General features: G+C 64.9%; 18 protein-coding genes. 16 read left to right on the forward strand and 2 right to left on the reverse strand.

The genetic code is table 11. The features are described 5' to 3' along the window. Positions 1 to 184: 184 nt before the first annotated feature. Together SAHL_RS09230 and SAHL_RS09235 are read right to left on the reverse strand one after the other, a co-directional pair. Complete coding sequence (locus SAHL_RS09230) at positions 185 to 1357, reverse strand: serine hydrolase domain-containing protein (RefSeq protein ID WP_123591130.1); 1173 nt, start codon at positions 1355 to 1357, stop codon at positions 185 to 187. A gap of 307 nt (positions 1358 to 1664) precedes the next feature. After that, a complete protein-coding gene (locus tag SAHL_RS09235) occupies positions 1665 to 2618 on the reverse strand; it encodes a helix-turn-helix domain-containing protein (protein WP_123591131.1) in 954 nt (317 codons plus the stop codon). Between the two features lie 321 nt (positions 2619 to 2939). Here SAHL_RS09235 and SAHL_RS09240 point away from each other — a divergent pair, with 321 nt between their 5' ends. From SAHL_RS09240 to SAHL_RS09315, 16 genes are all read left to right on the forward strand, one after another. Then, a complete protein-coding gene (locus SAHL_RS09240) occupies positions 2940 to 4391 on the forward strand; it encodes an aldehyde dehydrogenase family protein (protein WP_123591132.1) in 1452 nt (483 codons plus the stop codon). 64 nt (positions 4392 to 4455) lie between these two features. Continuing rightward, a complete protein-coding gene (locus SAHL_RS09245) occupies positions 4456 to 5598 on the forward strand; it encodes an amine dehydrogenase large subunit (protein ID WP_123591133.1) in 1143 nt (380 codons plus the stop codon). A gap of 12 nt (positions 5599 to 5610) precedes the next feature. After that, the gene (locus tag SAHL_RS09250) at positions 5611 to 6147 is read left to right on the forward strand and encodes a MauE/DoxX family redox-associated membrane protein (RefSeq protein ID WP_123591134.1); all 537 of its coding nucleotides are present in this window, start codon (positions 5611 to 5613) and stop codon (positions 6145 to 6147) included. 2 nt (positions 6148 to 6149) lie between these two features. Further along, positions 6150 to 6749 carry a methylamine dehydrogenase accessory protein MauD gene (gene mauD, locus SAHL_RS09255; RefSeq protein WP_123591135.1) on the forward strand — a complete coding sequence of 200 codons (600 nt, stop codon included), beginning with the start codon at positions 6150 to 6152 and terminating at the stop codon, positions 6747 to 6749. A 15-nt stretch (positions 6750 to 6764) separates the two neighbouring features. Next, positions 6765 to 7289 carry a methylamine dehydrogenase light chain gene (locus SAHL_RS09260; protein ID WP_123591136.1) on the forward strand — a complete coding sequence of 175 codons (525 nt, stop codon included), beginning with the start codon at positions 6765 to 6767 and terminating at the stop codon, positions 7287 to 7289. A 37-nt stretch (positions 7290 to 7326) separates the two neighbouring features. Continuing rightward, positions 7327 to 7833: a c-type cytochrome gene (locus SAHL_RS09265; protein WP_245968464.1), complete on the forward strand. Its 507-nt coding sequence runs from the start codon at positions 7327 to 7329 to the stop codon at positions 7831 to 7833. Positions 7834 to 7885: 52 nt separating this feature from the next. Further along, entirely contained in the window at positions 7886 to 9256 is a 1371-nt protein-coding gene (locus SAHL_RS09270) for an alginate export family protein (RefSeq protein ID WP_245968465.1), read from the forward strand. Positions 9257 to 9531: 275 nt separating this feature from the next. Next, positions 9532 to 10998, forward strand: coding sequence for an amidase (locus SAHL_RS09275; RefSeq protein ID WP_221177896.1), 1467 nt, complete (start codon positions 9532 to 9534; stop codon positions 10996 to 10998). Positions 10999 to 11331: 333 nt separating this feature from the next. After that, a complete protein-coding gene (locus SAHL_RS09280; protein WP_123591138.1) occupies positions 11332 to 14325 on the forward strand; it encodes a xanthine dehydrogenase family protein molybdopterin-binding subunit in 2994 nt (997 codons plus the stop codon). Further along, positions 14322 to 15143, forward strand: coding sequence for an FAD binding domain-containing protein (locus SAHL_RS09285; protein WP_123591139.1), 822 nt, complete (start codon positions 14322 to 14324; stop codon positions 15141 to 15143). The genes SAHL_RS09280 and SAHL_RS09285 overlap by 4 nt, the downstream gene beginning before the upstream one ends. Then, a complete protein-coding gene (locus SAHL_RS18205) occupies positions 15140 to 15655 on the forward strand; it encodes a (2Fe-2S)-binding protein (RefSeq protein ID WP_123591140.1) in 516 nt (171 codons plus the stop codon). The genes SAHL_RS09285 and SAHL_RS18205 overlap by 4 nt, the downstream gene beginning before the upstream one ends. After that, complete coding sequence (locus SAHL_RS09295) at positions 15648 to 17189, forward strand: AMP-binding protein (RefSeq protein ID WP_123591141.1); 1542 nt, start codon at positions 15648 to 15650, stop codon at positions 17187 to 17189. Before SAHL_RS18205 ends, SAHL_RS09295 begins: the two co-directional genes overlap by 8 nt. A 23-nt stretch (positions 17190 to 17212) precedes the next feature. Next, positions 17213 to 18016: an enoyl-CoA hydratase/isomerase family protein gene (locus SAHL_RS09300; RefSeq protein ID WP_123591142.1), complete on the forward strand. Its 804-nt coding sequence runs from the start codon at positions 17213 to 17215 to the stop codon at positions 18014 to 18016. A 57-nt stretch (positions 18017 to 18073) separates the two neighbouring features. After that, positions 18074 to 19354, forward strand: a complete 1281-nt coding sequence (locus tag SAHL_RS09305) for a benzoate/H(+) symporter BenE family transporter (RefSeq protein ID WP_221177899.1) — start codon at positions 18074 to 18076, stop codon at positions 19352 to 19354. 135 nt (positions 19355 to 19489) lie between these two features. Beyond that, the gene (locus SAHL_RS09310; protein WP_123591144.1) at positions 19490 to 20338 is read left to right on the forward strand and encodes an AraC family transcriptional regulator; all 849 of its coding nucleotides are present in this window, start codon (positions 19490 to 19492) and stop codon (positions 20336 to 20338) included. Positions 20339 to 20477: 139 nt separating this feature from the next. Next, positions 20478 to 21329, forward strand: coding sequence for an AraC family transcriptional regulator (locus SAHL_RS09315; RefSeq protein WP_123591145.1), 852 nt, complete (start codon positions 20478 to 20480; stop codon positions 21327 to 21329). Positions 21330 to 21488: the final 159 nt, after the last annotated feature.

The raw sequence follows: 21488 nt of genomic DNA on the forward strand, positions 1-21488 counted from the left end.
ATCAACACGTCATGCGAGCCGCGTCGGACGCGTCCCAATTGACCCGGACAGCCCAAGGAGCGCTGGTGTGGCCCGATCACGCCTTGCCGTGCAACGGGCGCGTGCTCTTCCGTTCGTGACGCAGACGCCGGGCCGCGACGCCGCGGGCTCAGAGGATCGGCGCGCCGCCCGGCGTTCGACAACGTCAGTTCAAAGCGGCATACAGGGCCTGCTCGAAGTCGTTGTAGACGGCGAAAACACGCGGCTCCACGAACGGCAGGCTCTGGGTGTAGATCGCGCCGGTGATGCCGCTGGCATGGTCGACCCAGAAATGGGTGTTGAACAGGCCCGCCCAGGCGCCGCTGCCGGTGGCGCGCATGCCCGGCTTCGATTGCGTGTTCAGGAGCAGGCCGAAGCCCCATTTCAGCCCCGGGCCGCCGTGGAAGGGCGCGGTGGTCTGGGGTTCCGCGGTCGGGATGGTCTCCGGGAAATCGAGATCGCCGATCTGGTTGGAAAAGGCCGCCCGTATGCTGTCGGCGGAAACGACCTGTTCTCCGTCGAGCGTGCCGTGATTGAGCAGCATGCGCTGAAAGGCCAGATAATCGCGCGGCGTGGCATAAAGCCCGTGTCCGGCGGCCCACCATTGCGGTTGCTGGGACCAGTCGACATCGGTGGGCACCCATTGGCCGTCGTCGTTTCGGATGTGGATCGGGGTCGAACGGGCGCGTTGTTCGTCATCCATCAGAAACACCGTGTCGTGCATGCCCAGCGGCCGCAGTACGTTGTCGCTCAGATAGACATCCAGCGATTGTCCGCTGACCATTTCGACCACGCGGCCGAGCCAGTCGGTATTGATGCCGTACTCGAAGCGCGTGCCCGGATCGGCGACCATAGGGGCCTTGAAGGCGTCTTTGCTGCCGCTGAGTACGTTCGGGTTGCCGGTAACCTCCTCCCAGCGTTTGAGATCGGCGTTGAAGAACCAGTAACCGAGTCCGGCGGTATGTGTGACCAGTTGTTTCACGGTCGCCGCGCTTTGGGGCGGGCGCAGGATCGGTGTGTCGCCGTCGAAGCCGTCGAGCACCTGTAGATCGGCGAATTCGGGCAGCAGATCCGTAACCGGCGCATCGAGATCCAGATTCCCGCGTTCGACCTGCTGCAGCGCGCCGATGGTCGCGACCATCTTGGTCATCGATGCGATCCGGAACATGGTGTCGGCGCTGACCGGGTCGTCGCTGCCCACGGCGCGCGGGCCGGCCGCACCCTCGTAGATCGGGCCGTTCGCATCCGCGGCCAGGGCGACAACGTGCGGTACGTCGCCGGCCGCGACGGCCCGTGTGAGGGCACTGTCGATTGCCTTGCTGTCGTTTATGGCGGGCATGATTTTCTCCTCGTTCGCGTGTGATGGCGTTGTTGTTTTGCGCGCTCGTGCCGGGTGTGTTCACCGTGCGGCCGGCCACTCATGCTTGTTTTGTACACGTCTGCAAGGCCGCTCGGCCAGCCGCTCGAACGGGCCGGGCGAGTACGACCTCAGTTCACCGAATAACGAAAATGGCCGCGATCGACGTGGCGTAATCGGAATATCGGCTCGAACGAGGCCCGTATGTCAACGGTATCATCGATCAGGCTTCGTTGCAGCCGATACTCGAGGCCGCCACCGTCCCGACGTCGCCCGCAGCAGGCGGTGTTCAGCCTCGCGCGTGCCCGCCGCGCCAGACGCTGGGCGCCTGACCGAAACGTGCCTTGAAGGCGTGGCTGAAACGCGCGCTGTCGGCAAAGCCGTGGGCGAGCGCGATATCCGTGATCGTCTGTGTGCCGGCCGGATCCCGCGCCAGCGCATCGCGGGCATGGGTCAGCCGGGTTTCGGCGATCAGCCGGGCCGGCGTCGTGCCGTGACGGGCGAGCATTCCGTAGAGCGTGCGACGCGACACGCACAGCGCGCCCGCCAGGCGTTCGGGGGTGAGGTCATTGCGGGCGATGTGCGTGGCGATATAGTGCTCGGCACGCTGCAGGCGCTGGGCATCCAGGGCGGTCTCGTCCGGTTCCGCGGCGCGGGCGAAGGTGGCTGCGAGCATCGCGCCAACGCCCTGCATCACGTCGCTGATGCCCGGATCGTTCGGATCGGGGCGCGAGCGCGCCAGCCCGGTGATGGCGCCGAGTGCGGCCTGCATGGTCGGCATGTCGGCCAGCTCGGTTGCGCTCACGCGCTGGGCATGGCGCGGCAGGCGGCTGTCCACGTCGTACGGAATCAGGAGGACGGCCAGCCTCGCGCCGTTGCTCACGCGAATCCGATAGGGGCGGGTCGTGTCGCACAGCGTCGCCCGACCGGGCTGAAGACAGACCGAACGCCGGTCCTGACTCAGTTCGAGCTGACCGGCGAGCTGCCACGTGACCTTCAGATAGCCCGCATTCGCACGCCGGGCGAGCAGCGGCGTGCGGTCGACGTCGGAGGCGGCGCTGCCGATATGGGTGAGCGTGTAATCGCCCAGCCGGCAGCTGCTCGCCTGCGCCAGAAAGCCGGCATTCGTGCGGCTGACCATTTCCAGCGCCGGGAAATGCAGATTGACATAATCCTGCCAGCCGCCGAGGTCGTGAAACTCCCGGGGGCCTTGCGCCGCTGCGTTGGGCTCTGGATATGACATCGAATCGAACGGTCCTCGGCCGTGTCGCCCTTTCTTCACGGGCTTGGTGCCTGCAAATCGCGGGCCAGTCTCGGCCGTGCCCGAGTGCAGCGTCTTTATCCTTTTTCGGTTTACGCCTCTGGCGCGGGGCTGTCAAAAGCGCGCCGTTGTCTTCGCTGTGCCTGCACGCAGACGCAAGCCGATCTGCACGCAGCGACATGCGGCCCCGGGCGCCCCGGCGCAGTCTCGATGGCGTGTGATCCACACCTGCGGCGGGTCGAAGAGCGACCACGCCGGCCATGAGTGTGTCGCCACAGCGTTTCGAGTGACCGAGGAGAGGACGTGACCGAGGCATACCAGCATTTCATCGATGGCCAGCCGGCCGACGCCTCCGACGGCGCGATCCTGACCCTGCCGGACCCGGCGACGGGCACCACGCTGGCGACCAGTGCAGCCGGCACCGCGGCCGACGTGGAGCGCGCGGTGGCGGCCGCCCATGCCCAGTTCAAGGGCGGGGCATGGTCGCGGATGAGCGGCGCTGCCCGCGGGCTGTGCATCCACCGGCTGGCCGATCTGGTCGAGCGCGATGCCGAGGCGCTCGCCGACATGGACGCGACCGCCATCGGCCGCCCGCCGGCCGAGCCGCGCATGCTGGATCTGCCCAACGCCATCGCCACACTGCGCCATGCCGCGGGCTGGGCGGACAAGATCGAGGGCCGCACGATTCCCACCGCGGGGTACATGGGCCGGCCGACGCTGTCCTATACCGAGCGGCTGCCAGTGGGCGTGGTGGCGGCCATCGTGCCCTGGAACACGCCATTGATGATCACCTGCTGGAAGCTCGGCGCGCTGCTTGCGGCCGGCTGCACGGTGGTGATCAAGCCCGCCGAGCAGACGCCGATGTCGGCGCTGCATCTGGCCAAACTCTGCCGGGAAGCCGGTATTCCCGACGGCGTGGTCAACGTGGTGACCGGCTATGGCGCCACGCTCGGGCCGGTGCTCTGCGAACACCCGAAAGTCGCCAAGATCACCTTCACCGGCAGCCCCGAGACGGGTGCGGCGATCCAGCGTCTGGCCGCACCGCTGTTCAAGCACGTCGCCCTCGAGCTCGGCGGCAAGAGCCCGCAGATCGTGTTCGACGACGCCGATATCGAGGCGGCCGTGGGCGGCTGCGCGATGGGGCTGTTCTTCAATCAGGGCCAGGTCTGTGCCGCCGGCACCCGCCTGCTGGTCCATGAGGCGATCGCCGAGGTGTTCACCGAGCAGTTGGCCGCGGTGGCGGAGGGCATCCGGGTGGGCAACCCGGCCGACGAAGGCACGCAGATGGGCGCGGTGGCCAGCCGCGGCCAGTTCGAAAAGATCAACGACTACATTCGCCGCGGCAGCGAAGAAGGCGCCCGTCTGCGAGCCGGCGGCGTGAGCGAGGCCGGCGACGGCTGGTATGTCAAGCCCACCGTGTTCGCCGGGGCCGCCAACGACATGAGCATCGCCCGCGACGAGATCTTCGGTCCCGTCGGCACGGTGATTCCCTTCGCCGACGAGGCCGAGGCGATCGCGATCGCCAACGACACCCGGTACGGGCTGGCCGCCACGGTGTGGACCGCCGACGTGGCGCGGGCACACCGGGTCGCGCGCGAGATCGAGGCCGGTGCGGTCGGCATCAATGCCTGGGCGCCGATCGATCCCCAGTTGCCCTGGGGCGGGTTCAAGCAGAGTGGCCTGGGCCGGGAATGCGGTCTGGCCGGCGTGCTGGCCTATACCGAAGAGAAGACCACGACGGTGGTACTGGACTGATCCGCGCCGTGACGACTTGCATCAATCGTGCTGCGTGTCAGCGCAGGGGAGAATGAGGGAAGCCATGAAGATAAAATTCAATCGCGCCAGGGGTGGGCTCGTATGGGCCGCGCTGGCGGTCAGCGCCGCCGCCTGGGGGCAGCTGCCGCCGGACACGATCGGCACCACCAAGCTGGACCCGCCCGGGCCGCATCGCGCTTACATCATCGACACCCAGTTCGATAACGCCACCACCGGCAAGGTAGTGGTCGTCGATCCGGAAAAGAAGAAGATGCTGGGCATGATCCCGACCGGCTATCTGGCGCCGTCGGTATTGTCCAATAACGACAAGACGCTGTATTCAGCGGATACGTTCTGGTCGCGCGGCGTGCGCGGCGAGCGCACCGACGTGCTCACCGCCTGGGATACACGCACCCTGGAGCCGCGCTGGGAAGTCGAGATCCCCGAGAAGCGGGCCAATATCCTGATCGAGCGCTACATGCTCACGGTCAGCGACGATGACCGCTTCGTCTACGTCTACAACTTCACGCCGGCCCCCTCGGTGACCGTGGTCGATACCGAGAACCGCGAAGTCGCCAGCGAGATCGACATCGCCGGCTGTGCGCTCAATTATCCGACCGGCGATCGCAGTTTCGCCTCGATCTGCGGCGACGGCAGCTTCCAGCAGGTGCGTCTCGACGACGAGGGCCACGAAATATCGCGGATGCGAACCCGGTTCTTCCAGCCCAACCACCTGGCCATGAACGAGCGCGCGGTGCGCAACGGCGACACCTATTACTTCGTCACGCTCGACGGGCACATCCAGCCGATCGATGTCTCCGGGACGGCGCCCGAGGTCGGCGAGCGCTGGTCGCTGTTCACCGAAGCCCAGCGCGAGGCCGGCTGGGGCGTGGGCGGCTGGCAGCTGATGGCGATATCGCCGGCGCTCGACCGGCTCTATGTGCTCGTGCATCCGGACCACAGCGATCGCAACTGGGAGGATCCCAGCAACACGATCTGGGCCTACGATCTGGACACACACGAGAAGGTCGGCGAGATGAAGACCGAGAACTATGTCTGGAGCCTGCGCGCGACTCGCGACGACGCGCCGCTGCTGCTGGGCATCAACATCAACGGTGGCCTCGACGTGTTCGACCTGACCACTTCCGAGTACATGCACACGGTCGAAGGCATCAGCGATATCCCCGCACTCGTGCTCAGCCACTAGGAGAGCGTGACGATGATCCACCCCATTGTCGGTCTGTCGCTGTCTCTGTTCCTGGCGGTGATCCTGCTGAGCGCGGCCAGCCACAAGCTGCGCGCACGGCATCGGTTCGCCCGCCAGATCGAGGACTACGCGCTGCTGCCCAAATGGACGATCGGTGCGGCATCGCGATTGCTGCCGATCGCCGAAGTGCTCGTGGCGCTGGCGCTGCTGGTACCCGCGCTGCGGCCGGTCGGCGCGATCGCCGCCGCCGTACTGCTCGCCGTCTATACCGCCGCGATCACGATCAACCTGATCCGCGGACGCCGGGACATCGACTGCGGCTGTAGCGGCCCGGGCCTCGAACGCCCGCTCGGCGTGCCGTTGATCGTGCGCAATGCCGTGCTGCTGGCCATGGCGGGGCTGGTCGCATTACCCGCCAGTGACGCCGCGCTGCACGGCTTCGGCCTGTTTCTCATCGTCGCCTGCGTCGCCGCGGGCCTGATCCTCTATACCGCGACCGAAGGGCTGCTGGCCAACCAGCCGCGCCTGAAGTCGCTTTCCGGGAGATAGTCATGGATGTCGCACTCATATCCCAGATCCTGCTCTGGATCGTGGTCGTGGCGCTCGCCTTCGTGGTGATGGCGCTGGTGCGCCAGGTCGGCGTGCTGCATTCGCGCATCGCGCCCGCCGGTGCGCTCGTGCTCGACAAGGGCGTGGCGGTGAACAGCCCCGCGCCCCAGGTCACGGCCCTCGACCGGCACGAACGGCCGGTCAACGTCGGTTACAAGAGCGAACGCGGTCAGCTGCTGTTCTTTCTGTCGCCGACCTGTCCGATCTGCAAGTCACTGCTGCCGAGCCTGCGTTCGCTCGCGCGCAGTCATCGCGCCGATCTGGACGTGGTCTATATCAGCGACGGCGACGCGGCCTCGCAGCAGGCACTCATCCGCGAACACGGCCTCGAGGAGGCGACCTACGTCGTCGGCCCCGAGATCGGCATGACCTACCAGATCGGCAAACTGCCCTATGCCGTGCTCATCGACGCCGACGGCGTGCTGCGTGCCAAGGGGCTGGTGAACAACCGCGAGCATCTGGAAAGCCTGTTCGAAGCGCAGGCCATGGGCGTGGCCTCGCTGCAGGAGTACATGCACGGCAATCCGCGCGCGGCGCAATAGACACCGGGGGACAACATGAAATTTCTGGACCGATTCTTCGAAAGCTCGACGCGCCACGTGGCGCACTCCACCTCGCGCCGGAACGTGCTGGTGCGATTCGGCTCCTGGGTGGTGGTCGGCACGGCACTCCCGCTGATCCTGCCGGTCGATCGCAGCGGCGGCAACGCGCACGCGGCCGAGCCCGGAACGCCCGGCGACCCGGGCGATCCGCAGAGTTGCGATTACTGGCGCTACTGCTCGATCGACGGCTTCGTGTGCAGCTGCTGTGGCGGCTCGGTCACCGCCTGTCCGCCGGGCACCGACTTCTCGGAAGTCACCTGGGTGGGTACCTGCCGCAATCCGGGCGATGGGCGTGACTACATCATCGCCTACAACGACTGCTGCGGCATGCAGGCCTGCGGCCAGTGCGCCTGCAACCGCAACGACAGCGAGCAGCCGCTCTATCGCCCGTTCAACAACAACGACATCAACTGGTGCCTGGGCGCCGAGCATCTGACCTACAACTGCACGATCGCGACCATCCGCGGGGTGGCGAGCTAGGGCGATGGCGGGGTCGGCGATCATGCGCGCGGCAGGGTTGGCTATCGGGGTCGTGCTCGTGGCCGGCGTGGTGCGTGCGCAGAGCCTGCCCGGCCCGCACAATCGTCCGGCGCCGGGCAACGCGACGCCCGCCGTCACCCCGCGCGAGGCCGGCTACCGGCCGCGCGTCAATTTCCAGCTGGAATGCTCGGGCTGTCATCTCGCAGACGGCGCGGGGTCGCGCGCCAACGATGTGCCGCGGATGAAGGACTTCGTCGGCCACTTTCTCGAGGTCGAGGGCGGGCGCGAATTCCTGGTCCGGGTGCCGGGCGTGGCCCAGTCCAGCTACACGGACGCCCAGCTCGCGGCGCTGCTCAACTGGATATTGACCGGCGGCATGGCGGGCGAGAGCACGCCGGAGACGTTCCGGCCCTACACCGCTGCCGAAGTGGGGCGCCTGCGGGGGGATCCGCTCGACCAGATCGACCCGGTCCGCAACGCACTGCTCGAGCGCATGCGCCAGCGCGGCATCGCGATCGAAGACGGCCTGGCCGGCCGGCCGTAATCACCATCGAGCGCGCCGGCGACGGCGCATCGTCATTCACCAGGGGGAATCCATGTCCATCATCTCTAACCGGGGCGCCGTGTGCGGCGCCATCGCCGCCGCCGTTCTGTGCACCACCGGGCCGGTCGGCGCCCATACGCTCTACGAGGGCGGCGACACCGTGCTCGCGTTCGACTTCGAGGCCGCGGCCGGCATCTTCAACAGCCAGAACGCCTACGCCCAGGTGCTGCGCACCGAGGATGCGAGTCCGACCTGGCTGGAAGGCTATGCCAAGTACGGATTGAGCGCGGTGCATACGCTCGATGGCGCGGGCAGCGTCTATGGCGCCTTCAATCTGCTCAGCTCCGCCACCCGCGGCGACGGCGACGCGGCCGGTTTCACCACCGGCAAGGAAGAGGATACGCAGATCGAGGATGCGTACATCGGCTGGCGCTCCGGCGATCTGGTGCCCTGGCTGGGCGAGAACGGCATCGATCTGTCGTTCGGCAGTCAGAGCTTCATCATCGGCGACGGCTTTCTGATCAACGGCGATTCGCTCAACTTCGGTGAAGGCTTCAAGCCGCTGGCCGACGCGGATATCGCGCCGAGCGGTCTCAGCCGCGGCGGGGCTTACTGGCTGGCCGCACGCAAGGCCTTCGACGAGACCGCCATCCTGCGTCTGGGCGGCGAGACCGGCGTGCACGTCGACGGCTTCTGGCTGGACTCCGACAACCAGGCCCAGGCCGGCATGGAGCTGGCCGGCGTCAATCTCGAATACCGGGATGCGACCTACGGCACCGTGGGCCTGACCTATATCGAAGGCCTGGACGTCGATGATGAAGCGGCCCGGTTCCTCGGCTATCAGCATCGGGACGGTCAGGAAACGCTGGCCATCCGGGCCAACGGCAGCCTGGGCGTGGAGAACCTGTTCGTGTCCGGCGAGTATGTCGATCAGGACAACGGCGATGCTTATGTCGGCGACGGCAACGATCACGCCTGGTACGGCGAGGCCGGCTGGACGTTCGCCGCGCTGCCCTGGTCGCCCAAGCTGACCTACCGCTACTCGAGCTTCTCCGACGGTTTCGACCCGCTGTTCTTCGGCTTCAATCGCGGCTACGGGACCTGGTTCCAGGGTGAGGTCGCGGCCAACTATGCCGGGCCGTTCAACAGCGATACCGATGTCCATCACATCGGTCTGACGCTGACCCCCGCACCAACCGTGCAGCTTGGGGCGCTGTTCTTCGAATTCGACGACGCCGGCAACGGCTACCTCAACGGCAACGAAGTCGACCTCTATGCCCAGTGGGTCGTCAACGATCATCTCGTGTTGAGTCCGCTGGTGGGCTTCTACACGCCCGAGTACTCGGCGGCCGAGGGTGGCACCCAGATCGGCGGCGACGACACCAACATGTATTCGCAGCTGATCGCGATCATCAACTTCTAGTCTCCTGTCACGTAAGTTTCTTACCCCAACCCAGCGAGCGTGTGCCATCGGCGTGGTGGGTCAGGCGCGAAACCCGGCCGCATCGGGCCATGCGGTGCGATTTCGCAACGCCACCCGCCGCCGTTAGAGCCGCGCGCGGTGGAAGGTTACTTGCGGGACAGGACACGAGGCCGAGTGCCCCGGCGCGCGGTGAGGCGGTCCGCGATCCCGCTGCGGCTTGGGGCGGGGCGCCCGCGCCGGGCATAATCGGGATCGGCTATCAACGGGTCGGTGGTTTGAAGCAGACAACGAAGCAGTCGGATCCGGCCGTCGGCGAGATCGTCGGTCTCGGGGTCACGGCGCTGTCGCACCGGATCGCCAGCGGTGCGCTGTCCTGTCGTGAGGTGATGACGGCCTACCTGGCGCAAATCGATGCCGTGAACCCGTGTGTCAATGCCATCGTCTCGCGACTGCCGCACGAGAAGCTTCTCGCCGAGGCCGATGCCCGCGACCGGGAGCTGGCGCGCGGCACGCATCGTGGCTGGCTGCACGGTATTCCCCAGGCGATCAAGGATCTGACCCCGACAGCGGGCATCGCCACGACCTTCGGCTCGCCGCTGTTCGCGGAACAGATTCCGGCACAGGACGGGCTGATCGTCGAGCGCATGAAGGCGGCCGGCGCGATCGTCATCGGCAAGACCAACACGCCCGAATTCGGGCTCGGCTCGCAGACCTACAACCCGGTCTTCGGCACCACTCGCAACGCCTACGATCACGACCTGACCGCCGGCGGCTCCAGTGGCGGCGCAGCGGCCGCGCTGGCCATGCGCATGCTGCCGGTCGCGGACGGCAGCGACATGATGGGCTCGCTGCGCAATCCTGCGGCGTTCAACAATGTCTTCGGTTTCCGGCCCAGCTTCGGCCGGGTGCCGCAGGCGCCGGCGCCGGATGTGTTCGGCCAGCAGCTGGGCACCGAGGGCCCGATGGGCCGCAGCGTCGCCGACGTGGCTCGCCTGCTGGCCACTCAGGCCGGCGCGGACCCGCGGGCACCGCTGTCGATCGCGGAGGCTGCCGCGCCGTTCGCAGACGAGCCCGACACCGAAGTTGCGGGCCTGCGTATCGGCTGGATCGGCGACTGGGGCGGCTATCTGCCCATGGAGGCGGGGATTCTGGACGTCTGCGAGCAGGCGCTCGGCCGGCTGGAGACGATCGGCTGTATCGTCGAACCCACCGTGCCGGCCTTTGATCCGGCCCGACTGTGGCGTTGCTGGAACACGCTGCGGCAGTGGGCGGTAGCCGGCAAACTGGCACCGCTCCACGACGATCCGCACACGCGCGATCGCCTCAAGCCGGAGGCCTGCTGGGAGATCGAGCGCGGCCTTGCGCTCAGCGCCCTGGACATTCACCGGGCCAACGTCGAGCGCAGCGCCTGGTATCAGGCCCTGCGCGGTGCGTTCGAGCGTTTCGATGTGCTTGCGATGCCCAGTGCCCAGGTGTTCGCGTTCGACGCCGACACGCACTGGCCCGCCGAGATCGCCGGACACGCCATGGACACCTATCACCGCTGGATGGAAGTCGTCATCGGTGCCTCGCTGGCCGGTGTGCCGGCGATGAACGTGCCCGCGGGTTTCGATGAGCGCGGCCGCGCCATGGGACTTCAGCTGATCGGCCCACATCGCGCCGATCTAGACGTGCTGCGTCTGGCCGCCGCCTATGAGCGGGTCGCCGCGGACGTCGTTGCTCGGACACCCGTTTGGCAATGATCGGCGGTGCCGTTGCCGCTGAAGCACTGTCGGCCAGTCGCCCTTTGGAATGACGCCACGCGACGGGCAAACGGGTTCGGCGAACTGATGCGCCTGCGGCATGTGAGTTGGTGTGTCCCCGTATCAGAGCCACTGCGCTGTCGGTGCCATCCCACGTACCGCCGGTGGTCATGGTGAGCGGCTTCGGGTCGCGGCAAAATCGTACTCTGTGACAAATTACGCGATGGCTGGGTGAATATCTGGTCTCAGCGACAAAGCCTTCGGCCGTGACCTGATCCTAGGCTGTTCTTCAGGCGATACCCCGACTCAGGAGGGTAGCCCTGGAGGAGAGCAATGCAGGCCCAGAGTACAGTCGAAGCACTTGGTCGCTTCGCCGAATGCGGCTACGCGCGTGAGCGGGTCGAGGACAACGCGCTTCTGCGCGGCGCCGGGCGTTTCGGCGACGATCTGGCGACGACGGCCGGCACGCTCCAGGCGGCGGTACTGCGTTCTCCACATGCGCATGCTCGCTTGCGTAAGTTAGATATAACGAGTGCGCTGGCCATCGACGGCGTGCACGCCGTGCTCACAGGAGAGGATGTGCGCGAGTGGGCGGCGCCATTTGCGGTCGGCGTGCGCCAGCCCATGCAACATTGGTGTCTGGCGGTCGATAAGGTGCGCTACGTGGGCGAGCCGGTCGCCGTGGTGGTGGCACGTGATCGCTATGTCGCTGAAGACGCGCTCGACGCCGTCGAGGCGGACTACGAACTGCTCGATCCGGTCGTTGATCCCGAAGTCGCGGCACAGGCGGATGCGCCGGTGTTGCACGAGGGCGTGGGGGCCAACGTCGTCAATGACCGGCATTTTTCCTACGGGTCGCCTGATAAGGCGTTTGCCGAAGCCGCGCATCGCATCGCCTTGAAAGTGCGCTATCCACGTAGCTCCTGCACGCCTATCGAATGCTATGTGGTGATCGCGGATTATGACGTGGCCGCGGGAACCTACGACGTGACCGCCAATTTCCAGGGCCCGTTCGCGTTGCACTCGGTCATGGCGCGCGCACTCAAGGTCGGGGCTTCCGGGCTGCGCTTGCGTACGCCGCCGGACTCGGGCGGCAGTTTCGGTATCAAGCAGGGCGTGTTCGCTTATGTGGTGCTCATGGCGCTGGCGGCCCGCAAGGCGGGTGCGCCGGTGAAGTGGGTCGAGGATCGGCTCGAGCATCTGCAGGCCTCGTCGTCGGCAACCAATCGAGTAACCGAGATCGAAGCGGCGGTATCGGCCGAGGGGCGGATCAGCGCGTTACGCTATGACCAGCTCGATGATTGCGGCGCTTATCTGCGCGCGCCGGAGCCGGCGACCTTTTATCGCATGCACGGCACCCTGACCGGCGCCTACGACATCCAGCACCTGGAAGCGCGCAACCGCGTCGTGTTGACCAACAAGACGCCGACCGGGCTCAACCGGGGTTTCGGCGGGCCCCAGGTCTATTACGCGCTCGAGCGGTTGATGCAGCGGATTGCCGTCGCACTCGATCTCGATCCACTTGAGGTCATCCGTCGCAATCTGGTGCCGGCCGACGCCTTCCCCTATCGCGCGCCGGCCGGGTCTTTGCTGGACTCCGGCAACTATCAGAGCGCGATCGAGAAGGGGGCTGCCGAAGGCGGTCTGGACGAGCTCAAGCAGCGGCGCGATGCGGCACGGCGCGAAGGCCGGCTGTACGGCATCGGTTACTGCGCGGTGGTCGAACCCTCGATTTCGAACATGGGTTATATCACCACGGCCATGACGCCGGCCGAGCGCGAAAAAGCGGGCCCCAAGAACGGGGCGGTCGCGACCGCCACCGTTGGCGTCGATCCGCTCGGCGGCGTGACCGTGCACGTGTCCTCCACGCCGCAGGGCCAGGGGCATCGCACCGTGGCGGCCCAGGTCGTGGCCGACGTGCTCGGGCTCGAATTCGAGACCATCACCGTCAACGTCGAGCTCGATACCCAGAAAGACCCTTGGTCGAATGCTTCGGGCAATTATTCCAGCCGTTTCGCGGGCGCGGTCGCGGGTACGGTGCACGAAGCGGCCAGTCGTATCCGCAAGCGGGTGGCCGCCATTGCGGCCCACCAGTTCGAGGTCGACGCATCGTGTATCCGTTTTGGCGACGGCCGGGTGACCGTTGCCGATGATGATCGTCTTTCGACATCGTTCAGGCGCATGGCCGGTACGGCCCATTGGGCCCCGGCGTTGTTGCCGGAGGGCGAGCCCGGCGGTCTGCGCGAAACCGCCTTCTGGAGCCCGCCGCAATTGGCGGCACCGGATGTCAACGACCATATCAACAGTTCGCTGTGCTACGGCTTCGTCTTCGATTACTGCGGAGTCGAAATAGACAAGGTGACGGGCCGCGTGCGTCTCGATCGCTATGTGACCCTTCACGACGCCGGGCGAATTCTTAATCCAGCCGTGTTGGATGGCCAGGTGCGCGGCGGCTTTGCCCAAGGCCTCGGTGCCGCGCTCATGGAAAAATTTGAATACGGCGCCGACGGCAGTTTTCAGGCCGGCACTCTGGCTGATTACCTCATCCCGACCACGATGGAAGTGCCGGAGCCGGTGATCCTGCATATGGAAACGCCGTCGCCGTTCACCCCGCTTGGTGCCAAGGGGGCGGGCGAAGGTAACAACATGAGCACGCCGGTCTGTATCGCCAATGCGGTGGCCGACGCGCTCGGCGAGTCGGATATCGAACTGCCGCTTACGCCCTCGCGGGTTCGCGCGATGATCGGTATCGACGAGCCGGACGCGCCCGAAGGCCTGGAGCCGATCAAACCGGCCGCCGGCAGCGGCTCTGCGTTGCAGGCCAGCGATAGCGTCGACATGCCGGGCGACCCGGCGACGGTCTTCGACGCCATGCTCGATCCGAAGATATTGGCCAAGATCATTCCGGGCTGCCACGACCTCCAGGCGGTGGGCGATAACGCCTATAAGGCCGACGTCACCGTTGGCGTTGGCATGATTCGGGCCCGCTACAAGGCGGACGTGAATCTGAGTGAGCTGGAGCCGCCACATGCTCTGAAACTCAGCGGTGTCGGGCGCAGCGCCATGGGCACGGCCGAGGGCAGTGCGCGTGTGCGCCTGACTGCTATCGAAGGCAATCGTACCCGGCTGGATTACGACTACGAGGCCGCGATCGGCGGCAAGTTCGCGGCCGTGGGCGCACGCATGCTGCAGGGTGCGGCACGCGTGATCATCGGCCAGATCTTTTCCCGTCTGGCCGTCGAACTTGGCGGCGGCTCGAACGCCGGCTCGTGGATGAAACGCATCGTCGACCTGTTTCGCCGTCTCTTCGGCCGGAGCAAAAAATGAAGCCGGCAGCTTTCGATTATGCGCGGCCCGAAAGCCGCGGCGAGGTTCTCAAGCTGCTTGCCGATACGGGTAGCGATGCGCGCGTGCTCGCCGGCGGCCAATCGCTGATGGCCGTACTCAATATGCGTCTGGCCGAGCCGGCGCTGGTCATCGATATCGGCGGCGTTGCCGATCTCGGCTATATCGAGATTCGTGACGACCGGCTCTGCATCGGCGCCAATACGCGCCAGGCCGAACTCCTTGCCTGGCCCGAACTCGCCGAGCATGCGCCGCTATTGGCCCGGGTAATGCCTTGGGTGGGCCATTTTCAGACCCGAAACCGGGGCACCGTCTGTGGTTCGATCACCCATGCCGACCCCAGCGCCGAGCTGCCGTTGAGTCTCGCAGTACTGGGCGGCGAGGTCGTGCTGGAACGCCGACACTGGCGCCGCGGCCGGCGCGTGGTGCCGGCTGCCGAATTCTTCCAGGGCCTGCTCACCACCGCGCGCGAGCCCGATGAGCTGTTAACCGAGGTGCGCTTCCCCTTAGCGCGCGCGGACCATGACTACCGGTTTACCGAAGTGGCCATGCGCCACGGCGATTTCGCGCTGGTAGCGCTGGCAGCGGTGATCGGCCCGGACGAGATCGTGCTGGGCGCCGGCGGGGTGGCCGACCGGCCGGTGGTTCGACGTATACCGCGCGACCGCGATTTCGACACCGAACTGAATATCTTCGCCTGGTCTCTCGGCGCCGAGAGCGATGCCCATGCCTCGGCGGCCTACCGGCGCCAGCTGGTTCGAGAGTTGGGACACAAGCTATTGACGCAGGCAACGCCATGACCCGTATCGCAGCGAATACCCCGTGCCGGGTACGTTTGATTCTGAACGGCAAGGAGCGCGTGGGGCAGGCCGAGTCGCGCATGCTCTTGAGCGACTTCATTCGGCATGAGCTGGGTGCCACCGGTACCCACCTCGGCTGTGAGCACGGCGTGTGCGGTGCCTGCACGGTACGCGTGGACGGCGTGGCGTCGCGAGCCTGTTTGATGCTGGCCGTACAGGCCGAGGGCCGGCGTATCGATACCGTCGAAGGATTGTGCGACGGCGATGCACTCGGTGACCTGCAGGCCGCCTTCAAGCGACACCACGCCCTGCAATGCGGCTTTTGCACCGCCGGCATTCTCAACTCCTGCGCCGAATTTCTCGACAAGACACCCGAGCCGAGCGAACTCGATGTTCGCGACATGCTCTCGGGCCATCTATGCCGATGCACGGGCTATACCGGCATCGTCGCCGCCGTACTCGAAGTCGCCGCCCAACGTCGCGGCGCGCCACCGGAGACGTCGCATGTTTGATCTCGGACGCACGCTGCTGGCTGCCGTCGAACGCCGGCCCGACGCGCCGGCCATTACCGATGGCACAGTGCGATTTACGTATCGCGAGTGGTTCGACAAGACTCAGGCAATCGCCAACGGCCTCGAAACCCTTGGCCTGGCGCGCGGCGATCACTTGCTGGTGATAATGCAGAATCGCTGGCAGATGGCGGCGCTGCATTGGGCCTGTCAGTTTGCCGGCATCATCGTCACGCCGCTGAACTGGCGCAGCAAGGCCGATGAAATCGACTATTGCATCGCGGACGCCGAGGTCAAGGCCGTGGCGTTCGACGCTTCCTGCAGCGAGGCAATCGCCAGCTGCCAGGAACTGGGCGATCGGCCATTAATCGCGACCGACGATGCAGTGGCCGACCGCGCCATGTCGTTCTCGGCGCTGGCCGCGCATGCGCCGCCGACGCTCATTCGGCGTGCGGAGGCCGATGACTGGTCGCTGATGCTCTATACCTCCGGCACCAGTGGTCGTCCGAAAGGCGTGCCGCGCCGGCATCGCGCAGAGCGCGCGGCCGCGCTTGCGCATGTCGCCCAGAATCTCTATCGACAGGACGAATGCACCCTGGGTGTCATGCCGCTGTATCACACCATGGGGGTGCGCTCGTTGCTGGCGATGGCCCTGATCGACGGGCATTTCGTATGTATCCCGCGTTTCGATCCCGCGGCCACGATCGGCGCCATCGAAAGCGCCGGCGTCACCAATCTCTATCTCGTGCCGACGCTGTATCACATGCTGCTCGAGCATTCGGATTTCTCGCAAGAGCGCGTCGCGAGCGTCACCAAGATCGGATTCGCGGGTGCGCCCATGAGCGACGGCCTCATGCAGCGTGTCGAGGCGGCGTTCCAACCCGAGCTGTTCGTCAATCATTACGGCAGCTCCGAAGTCTATACCTATACCATCGACCAACAGGCCGCGCGCAAGCCCGGCTCCTCAGGTCGTGCGGCGCTTAATCAGCGCATTCGTGTGGTCCCGATTGGGGCCGACAGTCCGGATACGTCTGCGGCCGTTGGCGAAGAGGGCGCCATCGTCGCTGACATGGCCGGCGATGAGGCATTCGAAGGCTACTGGAAACGTCCTGAAGCCGACGCGAAATCTCTCAAACATGGCTGGTTCTTCACCGGCGATACCGGCTATTTCGATCACGAGGGCGATCTGTTCGTGACCGGGCGCCTGGACGATCTGATCATCACCGGCGGTGAGAATGTCAGCCCCGTGGATGTCGAGAACGCACTGTCCACGCACCCCGCGGTTGCCGAGGTGGCGGTCGCCGGCCTCGCGGATGAGCAGTGGGGCAAGGTCGTGACTGCCTTCATCAAGCGCCGCGAGGCCGTGGACGAGCAGGCGCTGCAGGAACACTGCCTGAATTCGGGCCTGGCGAACTTCAAGCGGCCGCGGCGCTATGTCTTCGTCGAGGAAATACCTAAATCTGCCGTTGGCAAGGTTTTGCGTCGCGAACTGGTCGCCGAGCGCTATGTCGTCGACGGCGCCAACACCCCCTCATGAAACCCCATAACAGGACTGCACTAATGGATCAGGAACTCATCGACCGCGCACTCGGCGCCGCGCACGACGGCTTTAGCGTGAGCGTGGACGTCGAGCGCGAGCGTGCCGATATCGTACTGGAGCGTCCGCCGCTCAACGTCATCTCCATGCCCCAGCGTGACCAGCTGCGTGCGGTGTTCGAAGCACTTGATGCGCACGACGGCGTCCGGGTGATCGTGCTGCGCGCAGTGGGCGAACACTTTTCCAGTGGCGGCAACATACGCGGTTTCCTGGAGGCATCCCCCGAGCACGTCTCCAAGCTCGCGGACAACGTGGCTGCGCCCGAGCGCTGCAGCAAGCCGGTGATCGCGGTCAATCATGGCTACTGTTTCGGGGTGGGCTTCGAGCTGTCGCTGGCCTGCGATTTCCGCATCGTCGGCGAGAGTTGTCGATATGCACTGCCGGAACAGAACCTCGGCCAGATTCCCGGCTCGGGTGGCTCCGCGCGGCTGCAGAAGATGATCGGCATTGCCCGTACCAAACACATGGTCATGCGCTCCAAGCGTATTCCGGGCGCGACGGCGCTGGACTGGGGCATTGCAATCGAATGCGTTCCGGATGCCGAACTCGAAGCCGCAACCGATGCGCTGGTCGATGAACTGCGCCGCTTCTCGCCGCTGGCCCAGCGTACCGCCAAACGATTGATCAACGACGGCGAGAACTCGCCGTTGTCGGTCGCCATCGAGATGGAAGGCCACTGCTATGCCCGTCTGCGTACGTCGGACGATTTCCGCGAAGGCGTGGAAGCCTTCGGCGAGAAGCGCAAGGCAGCATTCCGCGGCAGCTGACGCGCATCGCGAGGCGACCGGTCTGGCGTGGCTTGATACACGGACGAGGAGGTGATGATGACAGAACAACAAATAGCCTCGAATTCCGCCATGGCCGGCGAGCCCAGTTTTCGAAAAGGTGTGGGCGCACTGCGCGGCGCGTTGACACTCAAGGCTTTCAGTGCCGGTACGGTGGCCTCGATCTTTGGCTGTACCGGACCGGCACTGATCATCATCAGCGCGGCCGATGCGGGGCACCTCACGGGTGGACAGACGGTCGCCTGGCTGATGTCGGTCTACATTCTCGGGGCCATAATCAGCCTGGTCATGGCGTTGCGCTATCGCCAGCCGATTACCGGCGCCTACTCGATTCCGGGTGCCGCAATCCTCGTGGGCGCGCTCGGAACCGTCAATTTCAACGAAGCCGTAGGCGCATTCATCATGAGCGGGGTGGTGATCCTGCTGCTGGGGCTGTCCGGCGTGATCGGTCGCATTATGCGCTGGTTGCCCATGCCGATTGTCATGGCCATGATTGCCGGCGCGTTGATTCGATTCGGTACCGGTGCGGTGGATGCGGTCAGCAACGCACCCGCTGTGGCCGGGTCGGCCGTTCTGGCTTATCTACTTGCGGCGCGTCTGCTGCGGTCGGTCCCGCCGGTGCTGGCTGCGCTCGTGGTCGGGCTCGTCGCATCGCTTGCTTTCGGCATGCTGCAGCCCGCGGACGTGCCGCTGGCTTTTACCGGCCCCGAACTGACCGCGCCGTCATTCACTCTCAACGGTTTTCTAGCTATTTCCCTGCCGTTGAGCCTGTTGATCATTGGCGCCGAAAACGCACAGGCAACTGGCGTGCTCATGGCGGAAGGGTATCGGCCGCCGGTGAACGCCATGACCATCATCAGCGGGATCGGGGGCATTCTGGCCGGTATATTTGGAGGCCACAACGCCAATATCGCCGGACCGATGACCGCGATCTGCTCGTCTGAAGAAGCCGGCGACGACAAGGAGAAGCGCTTCGGCGCCACGATCGTCAATGCAGTGTTGTTCGGGGTATTCGGCCTGGTGGCCGGTGTGGCCGTGCCGTTCGTGCTTGCCTTACCCAAGCCTTTGATCATGGTAGTGGGCGGACTAGCGATGATCAGCGTACTCCTGCTCGCGTTTCAACAGGCTTTTTCCCGTCAGCTGGGTCATCAGACCGGCGCGTTCGTGGCTCTGGTCGTGGCCATGAGCAACATAACGCTATTCGGTATCAGTGCTCCATTCTGGGCGCTCGTGTTCGGTGTGCTCGTTTCGCTGATACTCGAGCGCTCGCCCGGCCCGCACGCCGAGGAGCGTCCCTCGGCTACGACCGGAACCCACTGATTTTCCATGGGCTGACGCTATCGCCAACGTGGCTTGGTACCTGCGGTGTTAGCCAGTGGTAATGTGACGCTATGACAAACACTATCGATGCCGAAGCGTATTGCTGCGCTCGGAGCATCGACGGAGGATATCGCGATGTCGATCGCACAGCGCGTGCTGCACGGCGATTTCGGCCGGGTCGCCCTGCTGGATATGGACAAACCGCTGGTGCCGCATGCTCATTCAGAGTGCCATGTGCTGCTCAAGGCAACGGGCGCTGATACCTATTTTTCGGTTAACGGCCAGAAGCAGTTGCTCACGGATGAGACCGCCGTACTGGTCAACGCCTGGGAGCCGCACTACTACGCCCACCAGCCCGCCGCGCCGCGTACGCTCATTCTGGCACTGTATATCGAGCCCAGCTGGCTGGCTGCTTTACAGCGCCCATTGGCCTTGAGTGCACGCCCGGATTTCTTCCTACGGCGGGGCGTGCAGTTGAATCGGCCGATGCGTCGCATTGCCGATGCGCTGATCGCGGAAATGATGTCCTTCACACTCAGCAATCAGGATCTGATGCAGGAACTGCTGTCCGATCTTACGGTGTCGATCTGTGAGTCGTTTTCGGATTATCGACACCTCGACAGGATGCGGGTCATAGCGCCGTCCGGTTTTTACGACGGTCGGATACGCCGGGCCAATCAGTATTTGATGGACCACTACGCCGAAGATATCCGTATGGACGAACTAGCAGCGCGGTGTGGTTTGTCGCGTGCCCATTTCTTTGCGTTGTTTCGCAAGAACACCGGCATCACACCGCATCTGATGCATAACATGATCCGCATGAAAAAAGCCTGCGAATCGCTCGGCTCGGCGCGCAGCGGTTCGCTGGGCAATATCTCCGAGTCCCTCGGTTTTCCCGAACAAGGGCACTTCACGCGTTTTTTCCGTAATCATCTCGGTGCCGCGCCCAGCCAATACCAGCGCGTGGTCGACCGCTACAGCTAGCGTTCTATCCGAAGCGGTCTGCACGACTACGTTTCAATGGGCACCGTATGTAGCGTGTGGGCCCATAGCTTACGTTGTAAGAGCAAGTGATCTTGGTGGGTGGGCAACAGCGTTCGGTACACGTTTCCGGAAGGGGCATATGTCTGTCGCAATCGCGATTTTTCAAGGTCAGTTTGGCCGCGTGGCCCTCTTGGATATGGACAGACCCCTCGTGCCGCATGCCCATTCTCAGTGTCACGTGCTTTTCAAAGCCAGTGGCGCCGATTCGACATTTTGCGTACGCGGTCGGCCGTTTCCGGTGACTGAGGATACAGCTATTCTAGTGAATGCTGGAGAGCCGCACTCCTATGGCCATCGTGCGAGCGCCCCCCGAACCCTGTATCTAGCACTCTATATCGAGCCGCAGTGGCTTGCCGATATCTATGATCCGCTTCTATTGAGTGCAACGCGCGATTTTTTTCCTACGCCATGTGTGCGTATTTCACAGCATATCCGGCGATTGGCTGATGGGCTTATAGCGGAGCTAACGGCGGCTTACGTGGTGTCACGGACGAGACTGGAAAATCTGTTGTTCGATCTCATGCTCGCCATCGTCGAGCCGTTTTCGCGGCTGAGAGACCCTAGTCGAGCATCGCAACGGAGCCGACTTTCGGTATCGGATGCGCGGATTTTTCGCGCCGTCAATTATCTAAAAGACAACGTGAGGAATCCGCCTGTAATGGACCAACTAGCGCGCGAGGCGTATCTTTCTCGGGCTCATTTCTTTTTGCGTTTTCAACGCTGCACAGGGCTCACACCGCAAGTTTTTACGAACATGCTCAGAATGGAAGATATCTGTCGGCACCTCGCTCGTTCCCAGGATCGCGCCACGATCGGGCGACTTGCCCGTGAGTTAGGGTTCGCTGACCAAGCTAATTTCACCCGTTTTGTACGTAGCCACGCCGGCGTCGTTCCGGGCGAATATCGGCGTGTTGTCCAACTTTACGCCTGATTACTCGACGGCTAAGTACCTGTTCTGCGAATAGACATCGGTTTTTATATTGTGCCGCATTCAGTAGCAGTCAGTCGCCACGGCAGGCTGCTAGCCCGGATATTGCATCAAGCCAGCGATGACCGCGGCTTGGGCGGCTAATCGCCCACCGCGTGCGGT

This window comes from Salinisphaera orenii subsp. halophila YIM 95161 (assembly GCF_003732545.1).
Lineage (GTDB): Bacteria > Pseudomonadota > Gammaproteobacteria > Nevskiales > Salinisphaeraceae > Salinisphaera > Salinisphaera orenii_A.

Coding starts and splice junctions, on each gene's coding strand:
- SAHL_RS09230 (WP_123591130.1), bottom strand. CDS start 1,357: ATGCCCGCCATAAACGACAGCAAGGCAATCGACAGTGCCCTCACACGG.
- SAHL_RS09235 (WP_123591131.1), bottom strand. CDS start 2,618: ATGTCATATCCAGAGCCCAACGCAGCGGCGCAAGGCCCCCGGGAGTTT.
- SAHL_RS09245 (WP_123591133.1), top strand. CDS start 4,456: ATGAAGATAAAATTCAATCGCGCCAGGGGTGGGCTCGTATGGGCCGCG.
- SAHL_RS09250 (WP_123591134.1), top strand. CDS start 5,611: ATGATCCACCCCATTGTCGGTCTGTCGCTGTCTCTGTTCCTGGCGGTG.
- mauD (WP_123591135.1), top strand. CDS start 6,150: ATGGATGTCGCACTCATATCCCAGATCCTGCTCTGGATCGTGGTCGTG.
- SAHL_RS09260 (WP_123591136.1), top strand. CDS start 6,765: ATGAAATTTCTGGACCGATTCTTCGAAAGCTCGACGCGCCACGTGGCG.
- SAHL_RS09270 (WP_245968465.1), top strand. CDS start 7,886: ATGTCCATCATCTCTAACCGGGGCGCCGTGTGCGGCGCCATCGCCGCC.
- SAHL_RS09280 (WP_123591138.1), top strand. CDS start 11,332: ATGCAGGCCCAGAGTACAGTCGAAGCACTTGGTCGCTTCGCCGAATGC.
- SAHL_RS09285 (WP_123591139.1), top strand. CDS start 14,322: ATGAAGCCGGCAGCTTTCGATTATGCGCGGCCCGAAAGCCGCGGCGAG.
- SAHL_RS18205 (WP_123591140.1), top strand. CDS start 15,140: ATGACCCGTATCGCAGCGAATACCCCGTGCCGGGTACGTTTGATTCTG.
- SAHL_RS09295 (WP_123591141.1), top strand. CDS start 15,648: ATGTTTGATCTCGGACGCACGCTGCTGGCTGCCGTCGAACGCCGGCCC.
- SAHL_RS09300 (WP_123591142.1), top strand. CDS start 17,213: ATGGATCAGGAACTCATCGACCGCGCACTCGGCGCCGCGCACGACGGC.
- SAHL_RS09305 (WP_221177899.1), top strand. CDS start 18,074: ATGACAGAACAACAAATAGCCTCGAATTCCGCCATGGCCGGCGAGCCC.
- SAHL_RS09310 (WP_123591144.1), top strand. CDS start 19,490: ATGTCGATCGCACAGCGCGTGCTGCACGGCGATTTCGGCCGGGTCGCC.
- SAHL_RS09315 (WP_123591145.1), top strand. CDS start 20,478: ATGTCTGTCGCAATCGCGATTTTTCAAGGTCAGTTTGGCCGCGTGGCC.